The 17,202-nt window shown below is 62.5% G+C and carries 15 protein-coding genes; 8 read left to right on the forward strand and 7 right to left on the reverse strand.

Features of this window, described 5'->3' with window-relative positions:
* The first annotated feature begins 322 nt into the window (after positions 1-322).
* Together WIN67_RS09840 and WIN67_RS09845 are read left to right on the forward strand one after the other, a co-directional pair.
* On the forward strand, positions 323-1,888 hold the full coding sequence (locus tag WIN67_RS09840) for a methyl-accepting chemotaxis protein (RefSeq protein ID WP_102863815.1): 1,566 nt from the start codon (positions 323-325) through the stop codon (positions 1,886-1,888).
* Positions 1,889-1,906: 18 nt separating this feature from the next.
* Entirely contained in the window at positions 1,907-3,625 is a 1,719-nt protein-coding gene (locus WIN67_RS09845; RefSeq protein WP_339071107.1) for a putative bifunctional diguanylate cyclase/phosphodiesterase, read from the forward strand.
* On the opposite strand, the gene WIN67_RS09850 is transcribed toward WIN67_RS09845, so the two are convergent.
* Positions 3,598-4,368 (reverse strand): substrate-binding periplasmic protein, encoded by a 771-nt coding sequence (locus tag WIN67_RS09850; protein ID WP_110652561.1) that lies wholly within the window; start codon positions 4,366-4,368, stop codon positions 3,598-3,600. The genes WIN67_RS09845 and WIN67_RS09850 overlap by 28 nt on opposite strands.
* A 139-nt stretch (positions 4,369-4,507) precedes the next feature.
* Between WIN67_RS09850 and dnaX the strand changes: the two genes are divergently transcribed.
* From dnaX to WIN67_RS09875, 5 genes are all read left to right on the forward strand, one after another.
* A complete protein-coding gene (gene dnaX, locus WIN67_RS09855) occupies positions 4,508-6,619 on the forward strand; it encodes a DNA polymerase III subunit gamma/tau (RefSeq protein WP_253084515.1) in 2,112 nt (703 codons plus the stop codon).
* A 66-nt stretch (positions 6,620-6,685) separates the two neighbouring features.
* Positions 6,686-7,024, forward strand: coding sequence for a YbaB/EbfC family nucleoid-associated protein (locus WIN67_RS09860; RefSeq protein WP_015634779.1), 339 nt, complete (start codon positions 6,686-6,688; stop codon positions 7,022-7,024).
* 208 nt (positions 7,025-7,232) lie between these two features.
* Entirely contained in the window at positions 7,233-8,276 is a 1,044-nt protein-coding gene (locus WIN67_RS09865) for an NADP-dependent oxidoreductase (RefSeq protein ID WP_102879001.1), read from the forward strand.
* 57 nt (positions 8,277-8,333) lie between these two features.
* Positions 8,334-8,936 carry a recombination mediator RecR gene (gene recR, locus WIN67_RS09870; RefSeq protein WP_102863810.1) on the forward strand — a complete coding sequence of 201 codons (603 nt, stop codon included), beginning with the start codon at positions 8,334-8,336 and terminating at the stop codon, positions 8,934-8,936.
* 102 nt (positions 8,937-9,038) lie between these two features.
* Positions 9,039-10,187, forward strand: a complete 1,149-nt coding sequence (locus WIN67_RS09875) for an acyl-CoA dehydrogenase family protein (protein WP_102879002.1) — start codon at positions 9,039-9,041, stop codon at positions 10,185-10,187.
* Positions 10,188-10,220: 33 nt separating this feature from the next.
* Here the strand turns inward: WIN67_RS09875 and WIN67_RS09880 are convergent, their stop codons facing one another.
* Together WIN67_RS09880 and fnr are read right to left on the reverse strand one after the other, a co-directional pair.
* Positions 10,221-10,769 (reverse strand): adenine phosphoribosyltransferase, encoded by a 549-nt coding sequence (locus tag WIN67_RS09880; protein ID WP_339071110.1) that lies wholly within the window; start codon positions 10,767-10,769, stop codon positions 10,221-10,223.
* An 81-nt stretch (positions 10,770-10,850) separates the two neighbouring features.
* Complete coding sequence (fnr, locus tag WIN67_RS09885) at positions 10,851-11,585, reverse strand: fumarate/nitrate reduction transcriptional regulator Fnr (protein WP_102863807.1); 735 nt, start codon at positions 11,583-11,585, stop codon at positions 10,851-10,853.
* A 153-nt stretch (positions 11,586-11,738) separates the two neighbouring features.
* On the opposite strand from fnr, the gene WIN67_RS09890 reads away from it, so the two are divergent.
* Positions 11,739-12,218 carry a hypothetical protein gene (locus WIN67_RS09890; protein ID WP_339071111.1) on the forward strand — a complete coding sequence of 160 codons (480 nt, stop codon included), beginning with the start codon at positions 11,739-11,741 and terminating at the stop codon, positions 12,216-12,218.
* Here WIN67_RS09890 and hemN read toward each other — a convergent pair.
* The 4 genes from hemN to WIN67_RS09910 all read right to left on the reverse strand — a co-directional run bounded on the left by hemN (position 12,215) and on the right by WIN67_RS09910 (position 17,124).
* On the reverse strand, positions 12,215-13,597 hold the full coding sequence (gene hemN / locus WIN67_RS09895; RefSeq protein WP_102879004.1) for an oxygen-independent coproporphyrinogen III oxidase: 1,383 nt from the start codon (positions 13,595-13,597) through the stop codon (positions 12,215-12,217). The genes WIN67_RS09890 and hemN overlap by 4 nt on opposite strands.
* A 148-nt stretch (positions 13,598-13,745) precedes the next feature.
* Entirely contained in the window at positions 13,746-14,429 is a 684-nt protein-coding gene (locus WIN67_RS09900; protein ID WP_102863804.1) for a sulfite exporter TauE/SafE family protein, read from the reverse strand.
* Complete coding sequence (gene ccoS / locus WIN67_RS09905; protein WP_102863803.1) at positions 14,422-14,652, reverse strand: cbb3-type cytochrome oxidase assembly protein CcoS; 231 nt, start codon at positions 14,650-14,652, stop codon at positions 14,422-14,424. The genes WIN67_RS09900 and ccoS overlap by 8 nt, the downstream gene beginning before the upstream one ends.
* Positions 14,653-14,673: 21 nt before the next feature.
* On the reverse strand, positions 14,674-17,124 hold the full coding sequence (locus WIN67_RS09910) for a heavy metal translocating P-type ATPase (protein ID WP_213665000.1): 2,451 nt from the start codon (positions 17,122-17,124) through the stop codon (positions 14,674-14,676).
* Between the last annotated feature and the right edge of the window lie 78 nt (positions 17,125-17,202).

Consider the following 17,202-nt stretch of genomic DNA (forward strand, 5'->3'; position numbering starts at 1 on the left):
TTTGGTGATCTAGTTTCAGAGGGCAGGTTTATGAAACAAGAAATCATTGCATTTCCCTTGTTCACCTAAACCGAGGACTTGGCAGAGGCTCGACCGTCTCGTAAATCCCGCCAACGCACCGTCCGCCGTCCCCCACCTGACGCCTTATCTGATCCTAGTTGATCTTCGTCGAATCGACGGTCAACTGCCGCGCAAACCGCTGTACGGCTGCAATCAGGGCGATCCTTTCGATTGAGTCGTACCGCCAGGAAAGTACATTTCGAATCAACCTGTTGCCGGCTTCCCGGTGCTGTTGATCGCAGGCTGTCTATGGAGTTCTAAAGTGCGTCTCAATTTGCCGGTCACCTCTGTTGAGCAGACCTTTCCCGACCAGCAGCGGCTCATATCCGCCACCGATACCAACAGCCACATCACCTACTGCAATGCCGAATTCGCCGCGATGAGTGGTTTCAGCCAGGCCGAGCTGATTGGCAGCACCCATAACCTGGTGCGTCACCCGGATATGCCGGCGGCGGTGTTCGAGTCGATGTGGGGGTATCTCAAGGCAGGGCAGAGCTGGATGGGCGTGGTGAAGAACCGCTGCAAAAACGGCAATTTCTACTGGGTCAGCGCCTATGTCACGCCCATCCTCGAAGAGGGTCGACTGGTGGGTTATGAGTCGGTGCGGGTCAAGCCGACCCGGGAGCAAGTGAACCGCGCTGAAATCCTCTATGCGCGATTGCGTGCTGACAAGGCACCGGTCTCGGCCTGGCGGCACCTGGAGGCAGCAGCCAGGCCATTGCTGTTGCCGGTAGCGGTAGCGGTGGGTTGCCTGGCGGCATTCACCTGGTTGCCGACGCTGCTGGCCCAGGGGCTGACGGTCACGGGGTTCGTGGGGGTCGGGCTGATGGCCCAGCGCCGTTTGGGGCAGCAGCTCAAGCAGATTGTCCGTAGCACTCCAAACACCTTTGCCGATCCGATCTGTGCCCTGGCTTACAGCGACGCGCTGGGGCCGGCGGCGCAGTTGCAACTGATCCTGGCCAGTGAAGAGGCGCGGCTGAAAACCGCCTTGACCCGACTCAGCGACCTGGCTCGACAGATGGCTACGGCGGCGGCCGACTCCAGTCAGTTGTCCAGCCGCACTGAGTCGGCGCTGCTGGAACAGCGAGCGGAGACCGACATGACGGCCGCTGCCATGACCCAGATGGCCGCTTCGATCACCGAGGTTGCCGAACACGTACAGCACACCGCCAGTGAGGCTCACACTGCCAACCTGCTGGCCCAGCAAGGCAGCCAGGTGGCGGGCACTTCCCGTGACGCCATCCAGTTGCTGGCCCGCACTGTTACCCAGATCAATCAGGCGGTGGGTGACCTGGCCGGGCAGACCCAGGACATCATGGTGGCAGCGAGCATGATCCAGGCGATTGCCGACCAGACCAACCTGCTGGCCTTGAACGCAGCCATCGAAGCCGCTCGGGCCGGAGAGCAGGGGCGCGGGTTTGCCGTGGTGGCCGATGAGGTGCGCGCCCTGGCCGGTAAGACTCGTGAGTCCACCCAGCAGATCCAGGGCATCATCCAGAGCCTGCGGGCCGGTGCCGATGAGGCGGTGCAGATCGCCAGCCTGGGCATCGAGGAAGCCGAGCAAGGGGTGCAGCAGGTCTTGCAGGCGCAGCAAGCCTTGCAGGGCATAGGCGCCGCGGTGGAGCGTATCACCGACATGAGTCAGCAGATGGCTGCGGCGTCCCAGGAGCAGTCCCATGTAGCGGAATCGGTTTCCGAACAGATCAACAGTGTCGCCGCCACGGTGCAGCGCACTGCCGAGAATGCCAGCGCCGGAGTCGTTCGCGGCGCGGAGCTGGAAAACATCTCTTCCGGGCTGCGTGCCTTGGTCGAGCGGTTCAACCGCTAGCGACAGTGAGTTCGACTCATGGATGAGAAATACCGCAGGGCCGTCGATGCCGCCGCCATTTTCTCCGAGACAGATCTCGGCGGTTGCATCACCTATGTCAACGACCTGTTCTGCCAGATCTCGGGCTACAGCCGTGAAGAGCTGATCGGAGCCAACCACCGGATGCTCAGTTCGGGGCTGCATCCACCGGAGTTCTTTACCGAGCTGTGGCAGACCATCATCCAGGGGCGGGTGTGGAAAGGTGAGATCTGCAACCGTGCCAAGGACGGCAGCCTGTACTGGGTCGACAGCACCATGGTGCCCCTGGTGGATCAGCGCTCCGGCAAGGTGATGCGCTATGTATCGATCCGCTTCGATGTCAGCGAGAAGCGCCAGTTGCTGCATTCGCTGCAATGGCGGGTTGGGCATGACGTGCTCACTGGCCTGCCCAATCGAGCCTTCCTTTCCGATCTGCTGCATCAGGCGCTGGATTTCTCCCGCCAGGAGAATATTCCCCTGGCGGTATGCATGCTCGATCTGGATGGTTTCAAGGCAGTCAATGATGGTTACGGTCACGCCTGTGGTGACCTGCTGCTGGTGGAAGTGGCTGCCCGCCTGCGTTCGATCATCAGGGGCGAAGATGTGGTGGCACGCCTGGCCGGAGACGAGTTCGTGCTGATCCTGCGTTACGTCAGGGACATGCTGGAGCTGCGGGCGGCACTGCAGCGGGTGTTGGCGACCATTTCCCAGCCGTATTCGATCCAGGGCAAGGACATCAATGTGTTTGCCAGCATTGGGGTGACCCTGTTTCCCACCGATAACCATGATGCCGATACCTTGCTGCGCCACGCCGACCAGGCGATGTACGTGGCCAAGCAAAGCGGACGCAATCGCTTCCACCTGTTCGATGTCCTGCGTGATCGTGAAGTGATGGTCACCTACCAGACGGTGGAGCACGTGCGCCAGGCGCTGAACAGCGGCGAGCTGCAGCTGTATTTCCAGCCCAAGGTCAACATGCGCAGCGGCGCGGTGGTGGGGTTTGAAGCCATGTTGCGCTGGCAGCACCCGCAGCGCGGGATGCTGGGTTCCCAGGATTTCCTGCCTCAGGTGGAAGAGACCGACCTCATCGTCGATATCGGCGAGTGGGTCATGGATCAGGTGATGAGTCAGCTGCAACGCTGGCAGGCGGCGGGCCATGTCTGGCCGGTGAGCCTGAACGTCGCGGCCCGGCATTTCCAGCGCACGGATTTTGTCGAGCGGCTCAAGGGGATGCTCGATCGCTACCCGGATGTGTCACCCGTCTTGCTGGATCTGGAGATCGTCGAGTCGGTGGCCATCGACAATATTCAGCGAGTCAGCGATTGCCTCGATGCCTGCCAGGGCTTTGGTGTGCAGTTTTCCCTGGGGGACTTCGGTACTGGGCATTCGTCCCTGAGCTACCTCAAACGTCTGCGTACCCAGACCATCAAGATCGATCGATTGTTTGTCCGCGACATGCTTCACGACCAGGATGACCAGGCCCTGATTCAGGCTCTGGTCGGGCTGGCCCGGGCGTTTGGCCGCCAAGTTGTGGCCGAGGGCCTGGAAAGCCTGGCCCATGGCGAGCGATTGATGGCCCTCGGATGTGAGGTGGCCCAGGGTGAGTTCATTGCTGCACCCATGCCCGCTGACGCCGTGCTGGAGTGGGTAAGCAACTTCGAGCCGCCGCTGCCGTGGCGGTGCGGCACGCTTCATGGCGACACGGTGTCGGAGGCCTGAGCGCCGGTCTGCGGGTCGACGTAGCGCTGGACGATGGCATCGATCTCGCCGGACATCTTCATCTTCAGCAGGGTCCGCAGAATTCGCTGGGCCGGCACTGCCGGGTCATTGCGCACGTAGCAGCCCACGGCTTGCTCCTGCAGCAGCGCGACGCGGTGCAAGGGTTTGCCGGAGGACTGGGTCTTGTTGAACCAGTCCAGGGTCCACTGGCTGGCGATAGCGTACTGGTAGCGTCCTACCTGGAGCTTTTGCAGGACTTGCTCCTCGTTGCGGGCATCGTCACGAATCAGCTGGGCGCTCTCGAACAGGGGTTGCAGCGAGGTGTAGGTGTAGCTCAGTACGGTGCCGATGTGCTGAGTGGGCAACTGTTGCGGGTTGATCGGCTCATGATGGTAGCGGTTACTGACCAGCAGGTTGCGTTGCACGAACAGCGGCACGCTCCACAGGTAATCCCCGGACAGGTTCGGCAGCCAGGCTTGTGCGGCGAAGCAGCGCACGTCGACTTCGCCCTGGGCCATGGCGTTCTGCACCCGGGCGCGGGCCAGGACGTGGAACTCGGCACGGGTGCCCATATGCCGGGCGAGGCTGTTCATGGTGTCGTAAAGGATGCCGGCGGTGGGTTGCTCGCCATCGACCTCGATGGTCGGCATGGCCCAGCTGTCGGCGATGACAAAGCGTAAAGGCGCTTCGGCGGCTTCCAGGCTGGTGCTCAAGAGCAGCAGGGCGCCCCAGGTCAAATGCATACGGTCTCCCACGGTTCTAACGACCGAGCAATCCTTTGCGAAATGCAGCTTAGACAGATTAGACGAGCGCGCCGGATGCAATTTCGCCCTTGCTCCGCTAGCATTACCGGCTTCCGCTTTCCAGTTGCGACGGTTTTCGATGAGTTATCAGGTTCTTGCACGTAAATGGCGTCCGCGCTCGTTCCGCGAAATGGTCGGCCAGACCCATGTGCTCAAGGCTCTGATCAATGCCTTGGACAGCCAGCGGCTGCACCACGCCTATCTGTTTACCGGCACCCGCGGGGTGGGCAAGACCACCATCGCGCGGATCATTGCCAAATGTCTGAATTGTGAAACAGGCATCACTTCCACGCCGTGCGGCACCTGTTCGGTGTGCTGCGAGATCGACGAAGGACGCTTCGTCGACCTGATCGAGATCGACGCCGCGAGCCGGACCAAGGTCGAGGACACTCGTGAGCTGCTGGATAACGTGCAATACGCGCCGAGCCGCGGACGCTTCAAGGTCTACCTGATCGACGAAGTGCACATGCTTTCCAGTCACTCGTTCAACGCCTTGCTCAAGACCCTTGAAGAGCCGCCACCCTACGTCAAGTTCATCCTCGCAACCACCGACCCGCAGAAGCTGCCGGCGACCATTTTGTCCCGTTGCCTGCAGTTCTCCCTGAAGAACATGACCCCCGAACGGGTGGTCGAGCACCTGAGCCATGTGCTGGGTGTAGAGAACGTGCCGTTCGAAGACGACGCATTGTGGCTGCTGGGCCGCGCCGCCGACGGCTCGATGCGTGACGCCATGAGCCTGACCGATCAGGCCATCGCCTTCGGTGAAGGCAAGGTCATGGCCGCCGACGTGCGAGCGATGCTCGGCACCCTCGATCACGGCCAGGTCTATGACGTTCTCCATGCCCTGATCAATGGTGACGCCAAGGCGTTGCTGGAGGCTGTGCGCCATCTGGCGGAGCAGGGCCCGGACTGGAACGGCGTGCTCTCGGAAATTCTCAACGTGCTGCACCGGGTCGCGATTGCCCAGGCGTTGCCCGAAGGGGTCGACAACGGTCATGGCGATCGTGACCGGGTACTGGCTCTGGCCCAGGCACTGCCGGCCGAAGACGTACAGTTTTATTACCAGATGGGCCTGATCGGCCGTCGCGACCTGCCGTTGGCGCCGGACCCGCGAGGGGGCTTCGAAATGGTCCTGCTGCGGATGCTGGCCTTCCGCCCGGCGGACACCGCGGATGCACCGAGACAGCCGCTAAAGCCAGTGGGGATCAGCCAGGCCACAGTTGATTCCGCCCAAGCCGTGGCGGTACCAGCACCTGCTGTGCCTGTGGCTCCCGTTACTCCTATTGCCAGCGCGCCGGTCGCACCGGCTGCCGCTCCGGCTCCGATTCCAGCTCCGCCGGTCGCGCCTGTACCTGTCGCGCCGCCGGTTGCCGAAGCGCTTGCCGTCGAAGCGGTTGACGTCGAGCCTGGGCCGGTGGCCGCCGAGGAGGTGGTCGACCTGCCTTGGAACGATCCGGTAGCGCCGCAGATCGAGCAGCAACCAGCTGTTGAACCGGTGCTGGACGTGGTGGCCGAACAGCCCGAGCTGACGCCAATGCCAACTCCAACGCCCGACAGCGTGGTGCCGGATGCGCCGGAGTGGGTCAGTGCGCCGGTGCCCGAGCCGAGCGTGGCCGAGGTCGACGCTGCCACCCCGGGCATTGATCTGGACGACGAGCCGCCCCTGGACGAGGACTACATCGAGCCGGACATGGATTCGGCCTACAGCTACCTGGACGAGCTGGCCAGCGAGCACGCCGCCGATCCGGCCCCGGAGCCCGAACCGGAACCTGCTGCCAAGCCGGCCACTGGCCTGGCTCTGGAGTGGCTGCAACTGTTCCCGAAACTGCCGATCTCCGGCATGACCGGCAGCATCGCCGCCAACTGCACCCTGATGGCCGTAGAGGGCGACAACTGGCTGTTGCACCTGGACCCGGCCCACAGCGCACTGTTCAACGCCACTCAGCAGCGCCGGCTCAATGACGCGCTGAACCAGTACCACGGACGTACCCTGACCCTGACCATCGAGCTGATCAAGCCCGAGCAGGAAACCCCGGCCCAGGCCGCTTCGAGGCGTCGGGCCGACCGTCAGCGCGAGGCGGAGGACTCGATCCACGGCGATCCGTTCATCCAGCAGATGGTCCAGGAGTTCGGCGCCGTGGTGCGCCAGGATACTATTGAACCTGTCGAGGCCCTGGCCGCTCAGGGTTGATCACTTAAAGGGCGCCGGACCCTGGGTCGGGCGCTGTTTCAATCCCCGTACTTTGAGGTAATTCCCATGATGAAAGGTGGCATGGCCGGCCTGATGAAGCAGGCACAGCAAATGCAAGAAAAAATGGCCAAGATGCAGGAAGAGCTGGCCAACGCTGAAGTCACCGGCAAGGCTGGCGGCGACATGGTCACTGTGGTCATGACCGGTCGTCACGACATCAAGCGTGTGAGCATCGACCCGAGCCTGCTGGAAGGCGTCAGCGAAGATGACCGTGAAGTGCTGGAAGACCTGTTCGCCGCTGCGGTCAATGATGCCGTGCGCAAGATCGAGTCCAATAGCCAGGAAAAAATGTCCGGCATGACTGCCGGCATGCAACTGCCTCCAGGCATGAAACTGCCGTTCTGAGTCGCCCAGGCGCTTCGGATGGACGCAAAAAGCCAGGCCTTGAGCCTGGCTTTTTTTATCCTGTCGATAAGCACTGCGCTGTTCGTGGGAGCTGGATTGCGGGCGAAGGCCGCCGCCGATCCGTCTGTAGAAACATCGAACGCCACGGCCCTCGTGGGGTCTGCACCCTATACAGTCCTTTCCAACCCTCGATACAGGAGTGTCTGTGATGTCGCAAACATTGACCCTCAACCAGCGTGTGGTGCTGGTCTCTCGTCCCCAGGGTGCACCGGTCCCTGAGAACTTCCGTCTGGAGCGGGTCGCCTTGCCGGAGCTGGCGGACGGCCAAGTCCTGCTGCAGACCCTCTACCTGTCCCTGGACCCCTACATGCGCGGCCGCATGAGTGACGCGCCGTCCTACGCCGCACCGGTGGAAATCAATGAAGTCATGACCGGTGGCGCGGTGAGTCGGGTCGAGCGTTCGCTGAATCCGAAGTTCCAGGAAGGCGATCTGGTCGTGGGGGCCACTGGCTGGCAGAGCCACTGCATCAGTGATGGTCGTAACCTGATTCCGGTGCCTTCCGGCCTGCCCAGCCCCTCCATGGCCTTGGGCGTGCTGGGCATGCCCGGGATGACTGCCTACATGGGGCTGATGGACATCGGTCAGCCCAAGGCCGGGGAAACCCTGGTGGTGGCTGCGGCGTCCGGCGCTGTGGGCTCGGTGGTAGGGCAGGTGGCCAAACTCAAGGGGCTGCGGGTGGTGGGTGTGGCCGGTGGCGCGGACAAGTGCCGCTACGTGGTCGAGGAACTGGGTTTCGACGCCTGCATCGATCACAAGAGCGCCGATTTTGCCGCTGAGCTGGCCCAGGCCTGCTTCAAGGGCGTGGACATCTATTTCGAGAACGTCGGTGGCAAGGTGTTCGATGCCGTGCTGCCCTTGCTCAATCCCAAGGCGCGCATTCCCCTGTGCGGGTTGATCGCTCAGTACAATGCTCAGGAACTGCCGCCAGGCCCGGACCGTCTGCCGCTGTTGCAGCGCGCCTTGTTGACCAAGCGGGTGCGGATCCAGGGCTTTATCGTCTTCGACGACTATGGTGACCGGCATCCAGAATTCATCAAGGCCATGGCGCCCTGGGTGCGCGAAGGCAAGGTCAAGTTCAAGGAAGATGTGGTCGAAGGCCTGGAGCAGGCGCCTGAAGCCTTCATCGGCCTGCTGGAGGGGCGCAACTTCGGCAAGCTGGTGGTCAAGGTTGCCGCGCACGCGAGTATTTGACGCTACCCTGAGGCGCGGGTATAAACCGCGTCTCGTCGTTTTGTCGGACCTTTGCCCATGAGCTTCAGCCCCCTGATTCGCCAACTGATCGATGCCCTGCGCACCTTGCCGGGCGTGGGTCAGAAAACCGCCCAGCGCATGGCCTTGCAGCTGCTTGAACGTGATCGCAGTGGTGGTTTGCGCCTGGCCCAGGCCTTGAGCCAGGCCATGGAAGGGGTGGGGCATTGCCGTCAATGCCGGACTCTGACTGAAGACGAGCTGTGCCCGCAGTGTGCCGACCCGCGTCGCGACGACAGCTTGCTCTGCGTGGTGGAAGGACCGATGGATGTGTACGCGGTGGAACAGACCGGCTATCGCGGTCGATATTTCGTGCTCAAGGGGCACTTGTCACCGCTGGACGGTCTAGGGCCCGAAGCGATCGGTATTCCGCAGTTGCTGGCACGGATCGAGGAGCAAGGCAGCTTCAGCGAAGTGATCCTGGCCACCAACCCGACCGTGGAAGGCGAGGCTACGGCGCACTACATCGCCCAACTGCTGACCAACAAAGGCCTGATCACTTCGCGTATCGCCCACGGCGTGCCTCTGGGTGGCGAGCTGGAGTTGGTGGACGGCGGCACCCTGGCCCATTCCTTCGCCGGTCGCAAACCCATAGCGCTTTAATGCGGTAGGAGCCGGCTTGCCGGCGAAAGACCCGCCACACATTTTCTTGAAAACCAAGCAAGCGCTTGGTAAGTTCCCTCGACCCTTCAGAGGAGCTTGCCGATGTCTGCCTGCCAGGAATACTTCGACCCCAGCCACCAGTTGGTCCGTGACAGCGTGCGACGTTTCGTCGAACGGGAAATTCTCCCCGAGATCGATCAGTGGGAGGAGGCTGAAAGCTTCCCCCGCGAGCTGTATCTCAAGGCCGGTGCGGCAGGGATTCTGGGGATCGGTTATCCCGAAGCCCTGGGGGGCAGTCACGAAGGTGACCTGTTCGCCAAGATCGCCGCCAGTGAAGAGCTGATGCGCAGCGGTTCCGGCGGCCTGGTGGCAGGGCTGGGCTCGCTGGATATCGGCCTGCCGCCCATCGTCAAATGGGCTCGACCCGAAGTGCGGGAGCGAGTGGCGCCCCAAGTGCTGTGCGGCGAGAAAATCTGCGCTCTGGCGGTGACGGAGCCCAGTGGCGGCTCTGACGTGGCCAACCTGCAAACCCGCGCCGTGCGTGACGGCGATCATTATCGGGTCAGCGGCAGCAAGACCTTTATCACCAGCGGCGTACGCGCCGACTTCTACACCGTTGCGGTGCGTACCGGTGAGCCCGGTTACGGCGGCATCAGCTTGCTGCTGATCGAAAAGGGCACGCCGGGCTTCACCGTGGGGCGACAGCTGAAAAAGATGGGCTGGTGGGCCTCGGACACTGCCGAGCTGTTCTTTGACGATTGCCGGATACCGGTGGGCAATCTGATCGGTGCCGAGAACATGGGTTTTGCCTGCATCATGGGCAATTTCCAGAGCGAACGCCTGGCCCTGGCGCTGATGGCCAACATGACGGCGCAGATGGCCCTGGAGGAAAGCCTGAAGTGGGCTCGCGAGCGCGAGGCGTTCGGCAAGCCCATCGGCAAGTTCCAGGTGCTCAAGCATCGTCTGGCGGAGATGGCTACGGCTCTGGAAGTCTCGCGGGAGTTCACCTATCGCCAGGCGGCGAAGATGGCCGCGGGCAAGAGTGTGATCAAGGAGATTTCCATGGCCAAGAACGTTGCCACCGATACCGCCGACCGTATTACCCATGATGCGGTGCAGATACTCGGTGGCATGGGCTACATGCGCGAGAGCCTGGTGGAGCGCCTGTATCGCGACAACCGTATTCTCTCGATCGGCGGCGGCACTCGCGAGGTGATGAACGAAATCATCAGCAAGCAGATGGGCCTGTAGAAACCTGCTTGCTGGTGAATACGCGGGTAGATCCTAGCGCTCAGTCAGCGAGAACTGCGTCAAGCAGAAGGTTGGGATGCCCATGTCTTCCAGTTTCTGCGAGCCGCCCAGCTCCGGCAGGTCGATGATGGCGGCGGCCTCGTAGATCTTCGCCCCCATGCGCCGTACCAGATTGGCCGCGGCGATCAGGGTACCGCCGGTGGCGATCAGGTCATCGAACATCAGTACTGAATCGCCTTCGCACAGACTGTCGGCGTGGACTTCGAGAAAGGCTTCGCCGTATTCGGTCTGATAGCCCTCGGTGAGCACGTCCGCAGGCAGCTTGCCCTGTTTGCGAAACAGGATCAGCGGCTTATTCAGTTGGTGGGCGATGATCGAGCCGATCAGGAAGCCCCGGGCATCCATGGCACCGATGTGGCTGAAGTCTTCTTCGACATAACGCTGGGCGAAACTGTCGGCCACCAGGCGCAAGGCCCGGGGAGACTGGAACAGAGGGGTAATGTCGCGGAAGATCACGCCCGGTTTCGGGAAGTCGATGACAGGGCGGATCAGGGATTTGATGTCGAAGGAATCGAAGGCCATCTTCAGGTGTCCTGGCGGGCAAATAGGCCGCGCCAGTATACCCGCGACCGAGCGGCTTGGCTCAGTCGCAAGTGCTGTGGTTCAGCCGTCTACCGAGCCGCCGGCCAGGGCGCAGAGCTGGATCGGATCGAGGATGTGCACTTCCTTGCCTTCAGCGGCAATCAGTTCGTTCTGCTGGAAACGGGTGAACACCCGGGATACGGTTTCCACCGCCAGGCCCAGGTAGTTGCCAATTTCGTTGCGCGACATGCTCAAGCGGAACTGGTTGGCCGAGAAGCCCCGTGCGCGGAAACGTGCGGAGAGGTTGACCAGGAAGGTAGCGATGCGCTCGTCTGCGGTCTTTTTCGACAGCAGCAGCATCATCTGCTGATCGTCACGGATTTCACGGCTCATGACCCGCATTAACTGACGGCGCAGTTGCGGCAATTGCAGAGCCAGTTCGTCGAGGCGTTCGAAGGGAATCTCGCACACCGAGGTGGTTTCCAGGGCTTGTGCCGAAACCGGATGGCTTTCGGTATCCATGCCGGACAGCCCCACCAGCTCGCTGGGGAGGTGGAAGCCGGTGATCTGTTCTTCGCCGCCGTCACTGAGGCTGAAGGTTTTCAGGGCACCTGAACGCACGGCATACACCGAGTCGAAGCCGTCACCCTGACGGAACAGGAATTCGCCTTTTTTCAATGGGCGGCCACGTTTGACGATTTCGTCCAGCGCGTCCATGTCTTCCAAATTCAAGGAAAGTGGCAGGCACAGAGGGGCCAGGCTGCAATCCTTGCAATGGGCCTGGTTATGAGCGCGCAGTTTAACTGGCTCGGACATTCTAGAATCCTTGTGGGAAAACACACATAGGCCGTAAGGGTAACTCACGGGAGGAGGTTCCGGCCAGTCCGTGCCGTATTGATTGTTAGTCGTAAAGCATTCCTTTTATGAGTCGATAACCAGTTAACAAAGTTAACTTGGAGAGCTGCAACTATGTCCTCTGTTGGCGGTATTACTAATGGCAGCAACAACTTGCAGTTACTTTCCGAGACCTCGAAAGGCCGTGATGACGATGAACTAAGGAGCTCTCCATTAGTTGCTGAATCGGTGATCGGAGAGGGCGTCAAAGTGTCGCTGTCGGGTGTTGGATTGCAGAAATCCTCCAGTGCTGCGGGCGATGACCGTGACATCGAGGAAAGCGGCCTGCCCGAAAATATTCAACAACTCCTCAAAATGATCAGAAAATTGCAACAACAGATTGCTGAAAAGCTTGCCCGGCTTCAGGCAGTCATGGCCGACAAACGCCTGAGCCCTGAAGAGGCCAAGGCGAAGGTTGGCAGCTTGCAGTCTGCCCTGGCGAGCCTGAACAGCGGTTTGCTGACCGCCAATGCCTCCCTGGCCAAGGCGATGAAAGAGGCAGGTCTGAGCCCCGAGCAGGTGATGAAGGCCACTTCCCTGATCATGAAGTCCTAGATCACCCGGGAAAAACGCTGGCGATTCTGTTGGCCCAGGTATGCATCGAAGATCATGCACACCGAGCGCACCAACAGGCGTCCTGCTGGAAGTACGGTAATCGCCTCGGCGCTGAGTTGAATCAGGCCATCGTCGGCCATCTCCTGCAGATCCGGCCATAGTTCGTTGAAGTAGCCACGAAAGTCGATATTGAATGCCTTTTCTATATCTTCGAACTTAAGACTAAAGTTGCAGATCAGTTGTTGAATAACTTCACGGCGCAGACGGTCGTCGGTGTTGCATACCAAGCCACGACTAGTGGCCAGTTGTGCACCCGCCAAAGCATTTTGATACTGGGTCAAGTCACTGCTGTTCTGGCAGTAGAGATCCCCGATCTGACTGATGGCCGATACTCCCAGCCCAATCAAGTCGCAATGACCATGTGTGGTGTAACCCTGGAAGTTGCGTTGCAGGGTCGACTCCTCCTGGGCGATTGCCAGCTCGTCATCGGGCAAGGCGAAATGGTCCATGCCGATGTAGCGATAACCAGCGGCGGTCAATTGCTCGATGGTGCGTTGCAGCATTTCCAGTTTCTCTGCCGGAGCCGGCAGCTCATTGCCATTGATCCGTCGTTGCGGCATGAAGCGCTCGGGCAGATGGGCATAGTTGAAGACTGAGAGGCGATCCGGTTGCAGGCTGATCACTTCTTCCACGGTGCGGGCGAAGTGCTCTGGTGTCTGCTTGGGCAGGCCGTAGATCAGGTCGATGTTGATGGAGCGAAATTGCAGGGTGCGGGCCGCTTCGATCACGGCCCGTGTTTCCTCCAGGCTCTGCAGGCGATTGACCGCCCGTTGTACCGCCGGGTCCAGATCCTGCAGGCCAATGCTGACCCGATTGAAGCCCAGCTCCCGGAGCAGGCCCATGGTGGACCAGTCGGCTTCCCGGGGGTCGATCTCGATACCGTAGTCCCCGGAGTCATCGTCCAGCAGGTTGAAGTGCTTGCGCAGCAGCGCCATCAGTTGGCGCAGCTCATCGTGATTGAGAAAGGTCGGGGTGCCGCCGCCGAAGTGCAACTGCTCGACCCGCTGGTTGGGCGCCAGGTGGCAGGCGATCAGTTGCATCTCCTGTTCCAGGCGTTGCAGGTAGGGCAGGGCGCGGCTGCGATCCTTGGTGATGACCTTGTTGCAGGCGCAGTAGTAGCAGATGTTGGCGCAGAACGGGATGTGCACGTACAGCGACAACGGACGCTGGGCCTTGCGGCTGTCGCGCAGGGCGTGCAGCAGATCGAAGGCGCCGACCTGGCTGTTGAATTGCACCGCGGTCGGGTATGAGGTGTAGCGTGGTCCCGCCAGGTCATAGCGGCGGATCAGATCTGTGTCCCAACGAATGGCGTCGAGCATGCGGGAATTCCCCCGGATAGGCTGGCAGTGTTCGCGAGTCTAGGGGGTTAGGGCTGCGGCCATCTTGATTTGTATCAAGGGTGTTCGGGAGCCGCTGAGGTAGCGCCGACGGGGCGTGCAAGCCCTGTAGCCGGGCACTTTCCTGGGATCAGTGGCCCATCAGCCAGTGCTGGTGAGGACCGGGCAGGGTCCAGATGCCGAACAGCATGACCAGCAGCCCTCCGGCCATGCGCACGCTGCGACGGCGCAGCAGGGCGGTAACCCGTTCTGCCGCGAGGCCCGTGGCCAATAGCACAGGCCAGGTGCCGAGGCCGAATGCCAGCATCAGCAGAGCGCTGTCCAGAGCGTTGCCCTGGCTCGCCGACCACAGCAGGGTGCTGTACACCAAGCCGCAAGGCAGCCAGCCCCAGAGCGCACCCAGGAGCAGTGCACGAGGCAGGCTGGAAACTGGCAGCAGGCGGTTGGCGACAGGCTGGATATGCCGCCACAGGCCCCGTCCAAGGCCTTCGATGCGGGTCAGGCCGCTCCACCAGCCGGCCAGGTACAGGCCCATGGCGATCAACAGCAAGCCAGCCAGTACCCGCATGAACAGCGCCACCGGGCTGCTGGCCACGGCCCAGCCAGCCAGGCCCAGCAGCAGGCCGGCCAGGGCATAACTGAGGATGCGCCCCAGGTTGTAGGCCAGTAGCAGGCGGAAACGCCGGCTGCGTTGCTCCTGGGGAATGGCCAGGGTCAGAGCGCCCATCAGGCCGCCACACATGCCCAGGCAATGCCCTCCACCCAGCAAGCCAAGGATCACCGCCGAAACCAATAGGGGAGCCAGCTCAAGCATGAGGTGGTTCCGCTTTCTTGACCGGCTCGGCGTCGTTGCCTGGCTGGCCCTTGGCTTCGTCCACCGCTGCGGTGTGGCTAGGGTCTTGATCGTCGAACAGGATGCTGTGGGCCGGGCCGTCGAGGTCGTCGTACTGACCGCTGTCGACGGCCCAGAAGAAGATATAGATGGCGATGGCCACGATCAGCAGGGCGGCCGGAATCATCACATATAGAGCTGGCATCTGGACTCCAGGCCCGGCGGCTCAGGCCGGCAACAGGCGGGTTTCGGGGGCGCTGGCGCTGTCGGCTGACCGCGGCATGCGGGTCAGGCGCAGGGCATTGAGCACCACGGTCAGGGAACTGATGGACATGCCGATTGCAGCCCAGACCGGAGTGATCCAGCCCAGGGCAGCGAACGGCAGCATCAGGCCATTGTACAGCCCGGCCCAAAGCAGGTTCTCGATGATTACCCGGCGGGTCCGGCGGGCCAGGCTGAAGGCCTGCACCAGTGCGTCCAGGCGGTTGGACAGGAGCACTGCATCGGCGCTGGTCTTGGCCAGGTCGGTGGCCGAACCCATGGCCACGCTGATGTCGGCGGCGGCCAGCACCGGCACATCGTTGACCCCGTCGCCGAGCATCAGCACTTTGCGGCCCTGTTGATGCAGCTGTTGCAGTACCTGCAGCTTGTCATCCGGGCGCAGGCCACCACGGGCCTCGTCGATCTGCAGTTCGGCTGCGACGCTGGCCACCATCGGTGAGCTGTCCCCGGACAGGAGCAGGGTATGCCAGCCGCGAGCCTTGCAGGCGGCCAGGAGGGCTGGGGCGTCGCTGCGCAGCCGGTCATCGAGCACCAGCCAGGCGAGGGCGCCCTGGCTGTCACCCAACAACAGCCACTGGCCGGCTTCATCGGGCATCGAGGGCACCGGGCAACCGCTGAGTTCGCAGACGAATGCCGGCTGGCCGATGCGCAAGCGCTGTGTGCCCACCAGGCCTTCCAGGCCCAGCCCCGGGCTGCTGGTGACCTCTTCGGCCGCCACTGGAGCACGGCCAAAAGCCCGGGCAATAGGGTGCTCGGAGCGGTTCTCCAGGGCGGCCGCGAGGCTCAGGCAGTCATCGCTGGACAGCGGCCCCAAGGGGCGAATGGCGCGCAGTGCCAGGCGTCCTTCGGTGAGGGTGCCGGTCTTGTCGAAAATCACCGTGTCGATCTGGTTCAGGCCTTCGAGCACATGGCCGCGGGTCAACAGCAGACCGAGCTTGTGCAGAGTGCCGGTGGCGGCGGTCAGGGCCGTTGGGGTGGCCAGGGACAGCGCGCAAGGGCAGGTGGCAACCAGCATGGCCAGGACGATCCAGAAGGCGCGCGAGGCATCCAGTTGCCACCACAGCAGGCCGATGGCCGCTGCAGCGATCAATGAAAACAGCAGGAACCACTGGGCCGCGCGGTCGGCGACCTCCGCGAGCCGCGGTTTCTCTGCCTGAGCCCGATCCAGCAGGCGGACGATGGCGGACAGCCGGGTGTCCTGGCCCAGGGCCTGAACCTCCACCGTCAGCGCGCCTTCGACGTTCAGGGTGCCGGCAGTGACGCTATCTCCCAGGCTGCGTGGTTGCGGCAGGTACTCGCCGGTGAGCAGGGATTCGTCGATGCTCGACTGGCCGTCGAGGATCTTGCCATCGGCCGGCAGCACCGCGCCGGGATGCACCAGTACCCGGTCGCCCAGGCGCAGTTCGGTGAGCAGGATGCGTTCACTCTGGCCATCCTGGCCCAGGCGCAGGCAGGAGGCAGGCAACAGGTTGACCAACTGCGCTGTGGCCGCCGCGGTGCGTTCCCGGGCCCGACGCTCCAGGTAGCGGCCGGCGAGAAGGAACAGCGCGAACATGCCCACAGCGTCGAAGTACAGTTCGCCGACACCGCTGATGGCGGTCCAGATTCCCGCCAGGTAGGCCCCGCCAATGGCCAGGGACACCGAGACATCCATGGTCAGGTGACGGGTGCGCAAGTCGCGCATGGCGCCCTTGAAGAAAGGTGCGCAGCTGTAGAACACGATGGGAGTGGTGAGGAACAGTGCGACCCAGCGCAGGATGGTGTGCAACTCCGGGCTCAGGTCGATATTGAATTCCGGCCAGGTGGCCATGGTCGCCATCATGGCCTGGAACCACAGCAGTCCGGCGACCCCCAGCTGGCGCAGGGCCAGGCGGTTTTCGCTGGCCAGTTGCTCGGAGGCGCGGTCCGGCTGGTAGGGGTGGGCGGCGTAGCCGATGTGCCGCAGTTCGCTGAGAACCTGGCTCAGGGGCAGTTGGCTATCGGCCCAGCGCACATGCAGGCGGTGGTTGGAAAGGTTGAGGCGGGCCTCGACCACTGCTGGCAGGCTGCGCAGGTGTTTTTCGATCAGCCAGCCACAGGCGGCGCAACTGATGCCTTCCATGAGCAGAGTGGTTTCCGCCAGCTCGCCTTCGTGGCGGACAAAGGGTTGTTGCACGTCGGCACGATCGTACAGTGCCAATTCGTCCAGCAACTGCACAGGCAAGGCTTCGGGGTTGGCCGAGGCTTCACTGCGGTGGCTGTAGTAATGCTCCAGGCCGCCAGCAACAATGGCTTCGGCCACCGCCTGGCAGCCCGGGCAGCAGAACTCCCGAGGCTCGCCGAGCACGACGGCGGTGAACCGGCTGCCAGTGGGAACCGGCAGGGCGCAGTGGTAGCAGGGCAGTGGCGTGGTCATCGGCGGTCTTTGTGGTCGGGAAAAAACTCATCGCCGGCCAGTCGCCTGCAACCCGGGTGACGGGGAGGGCGGCGGGCC

The sequence above is a fragment of the Pseudomonas idahonensis genome, from assembly GCF_037903935.1.
Classification (GTDB): Bacteria; Pseudomonadota; Gammaproteobacteria; order Pseudomonadales; family Pseudomonadaceae; genus Aquipseudomonas; species Aquipseudomonas danubii.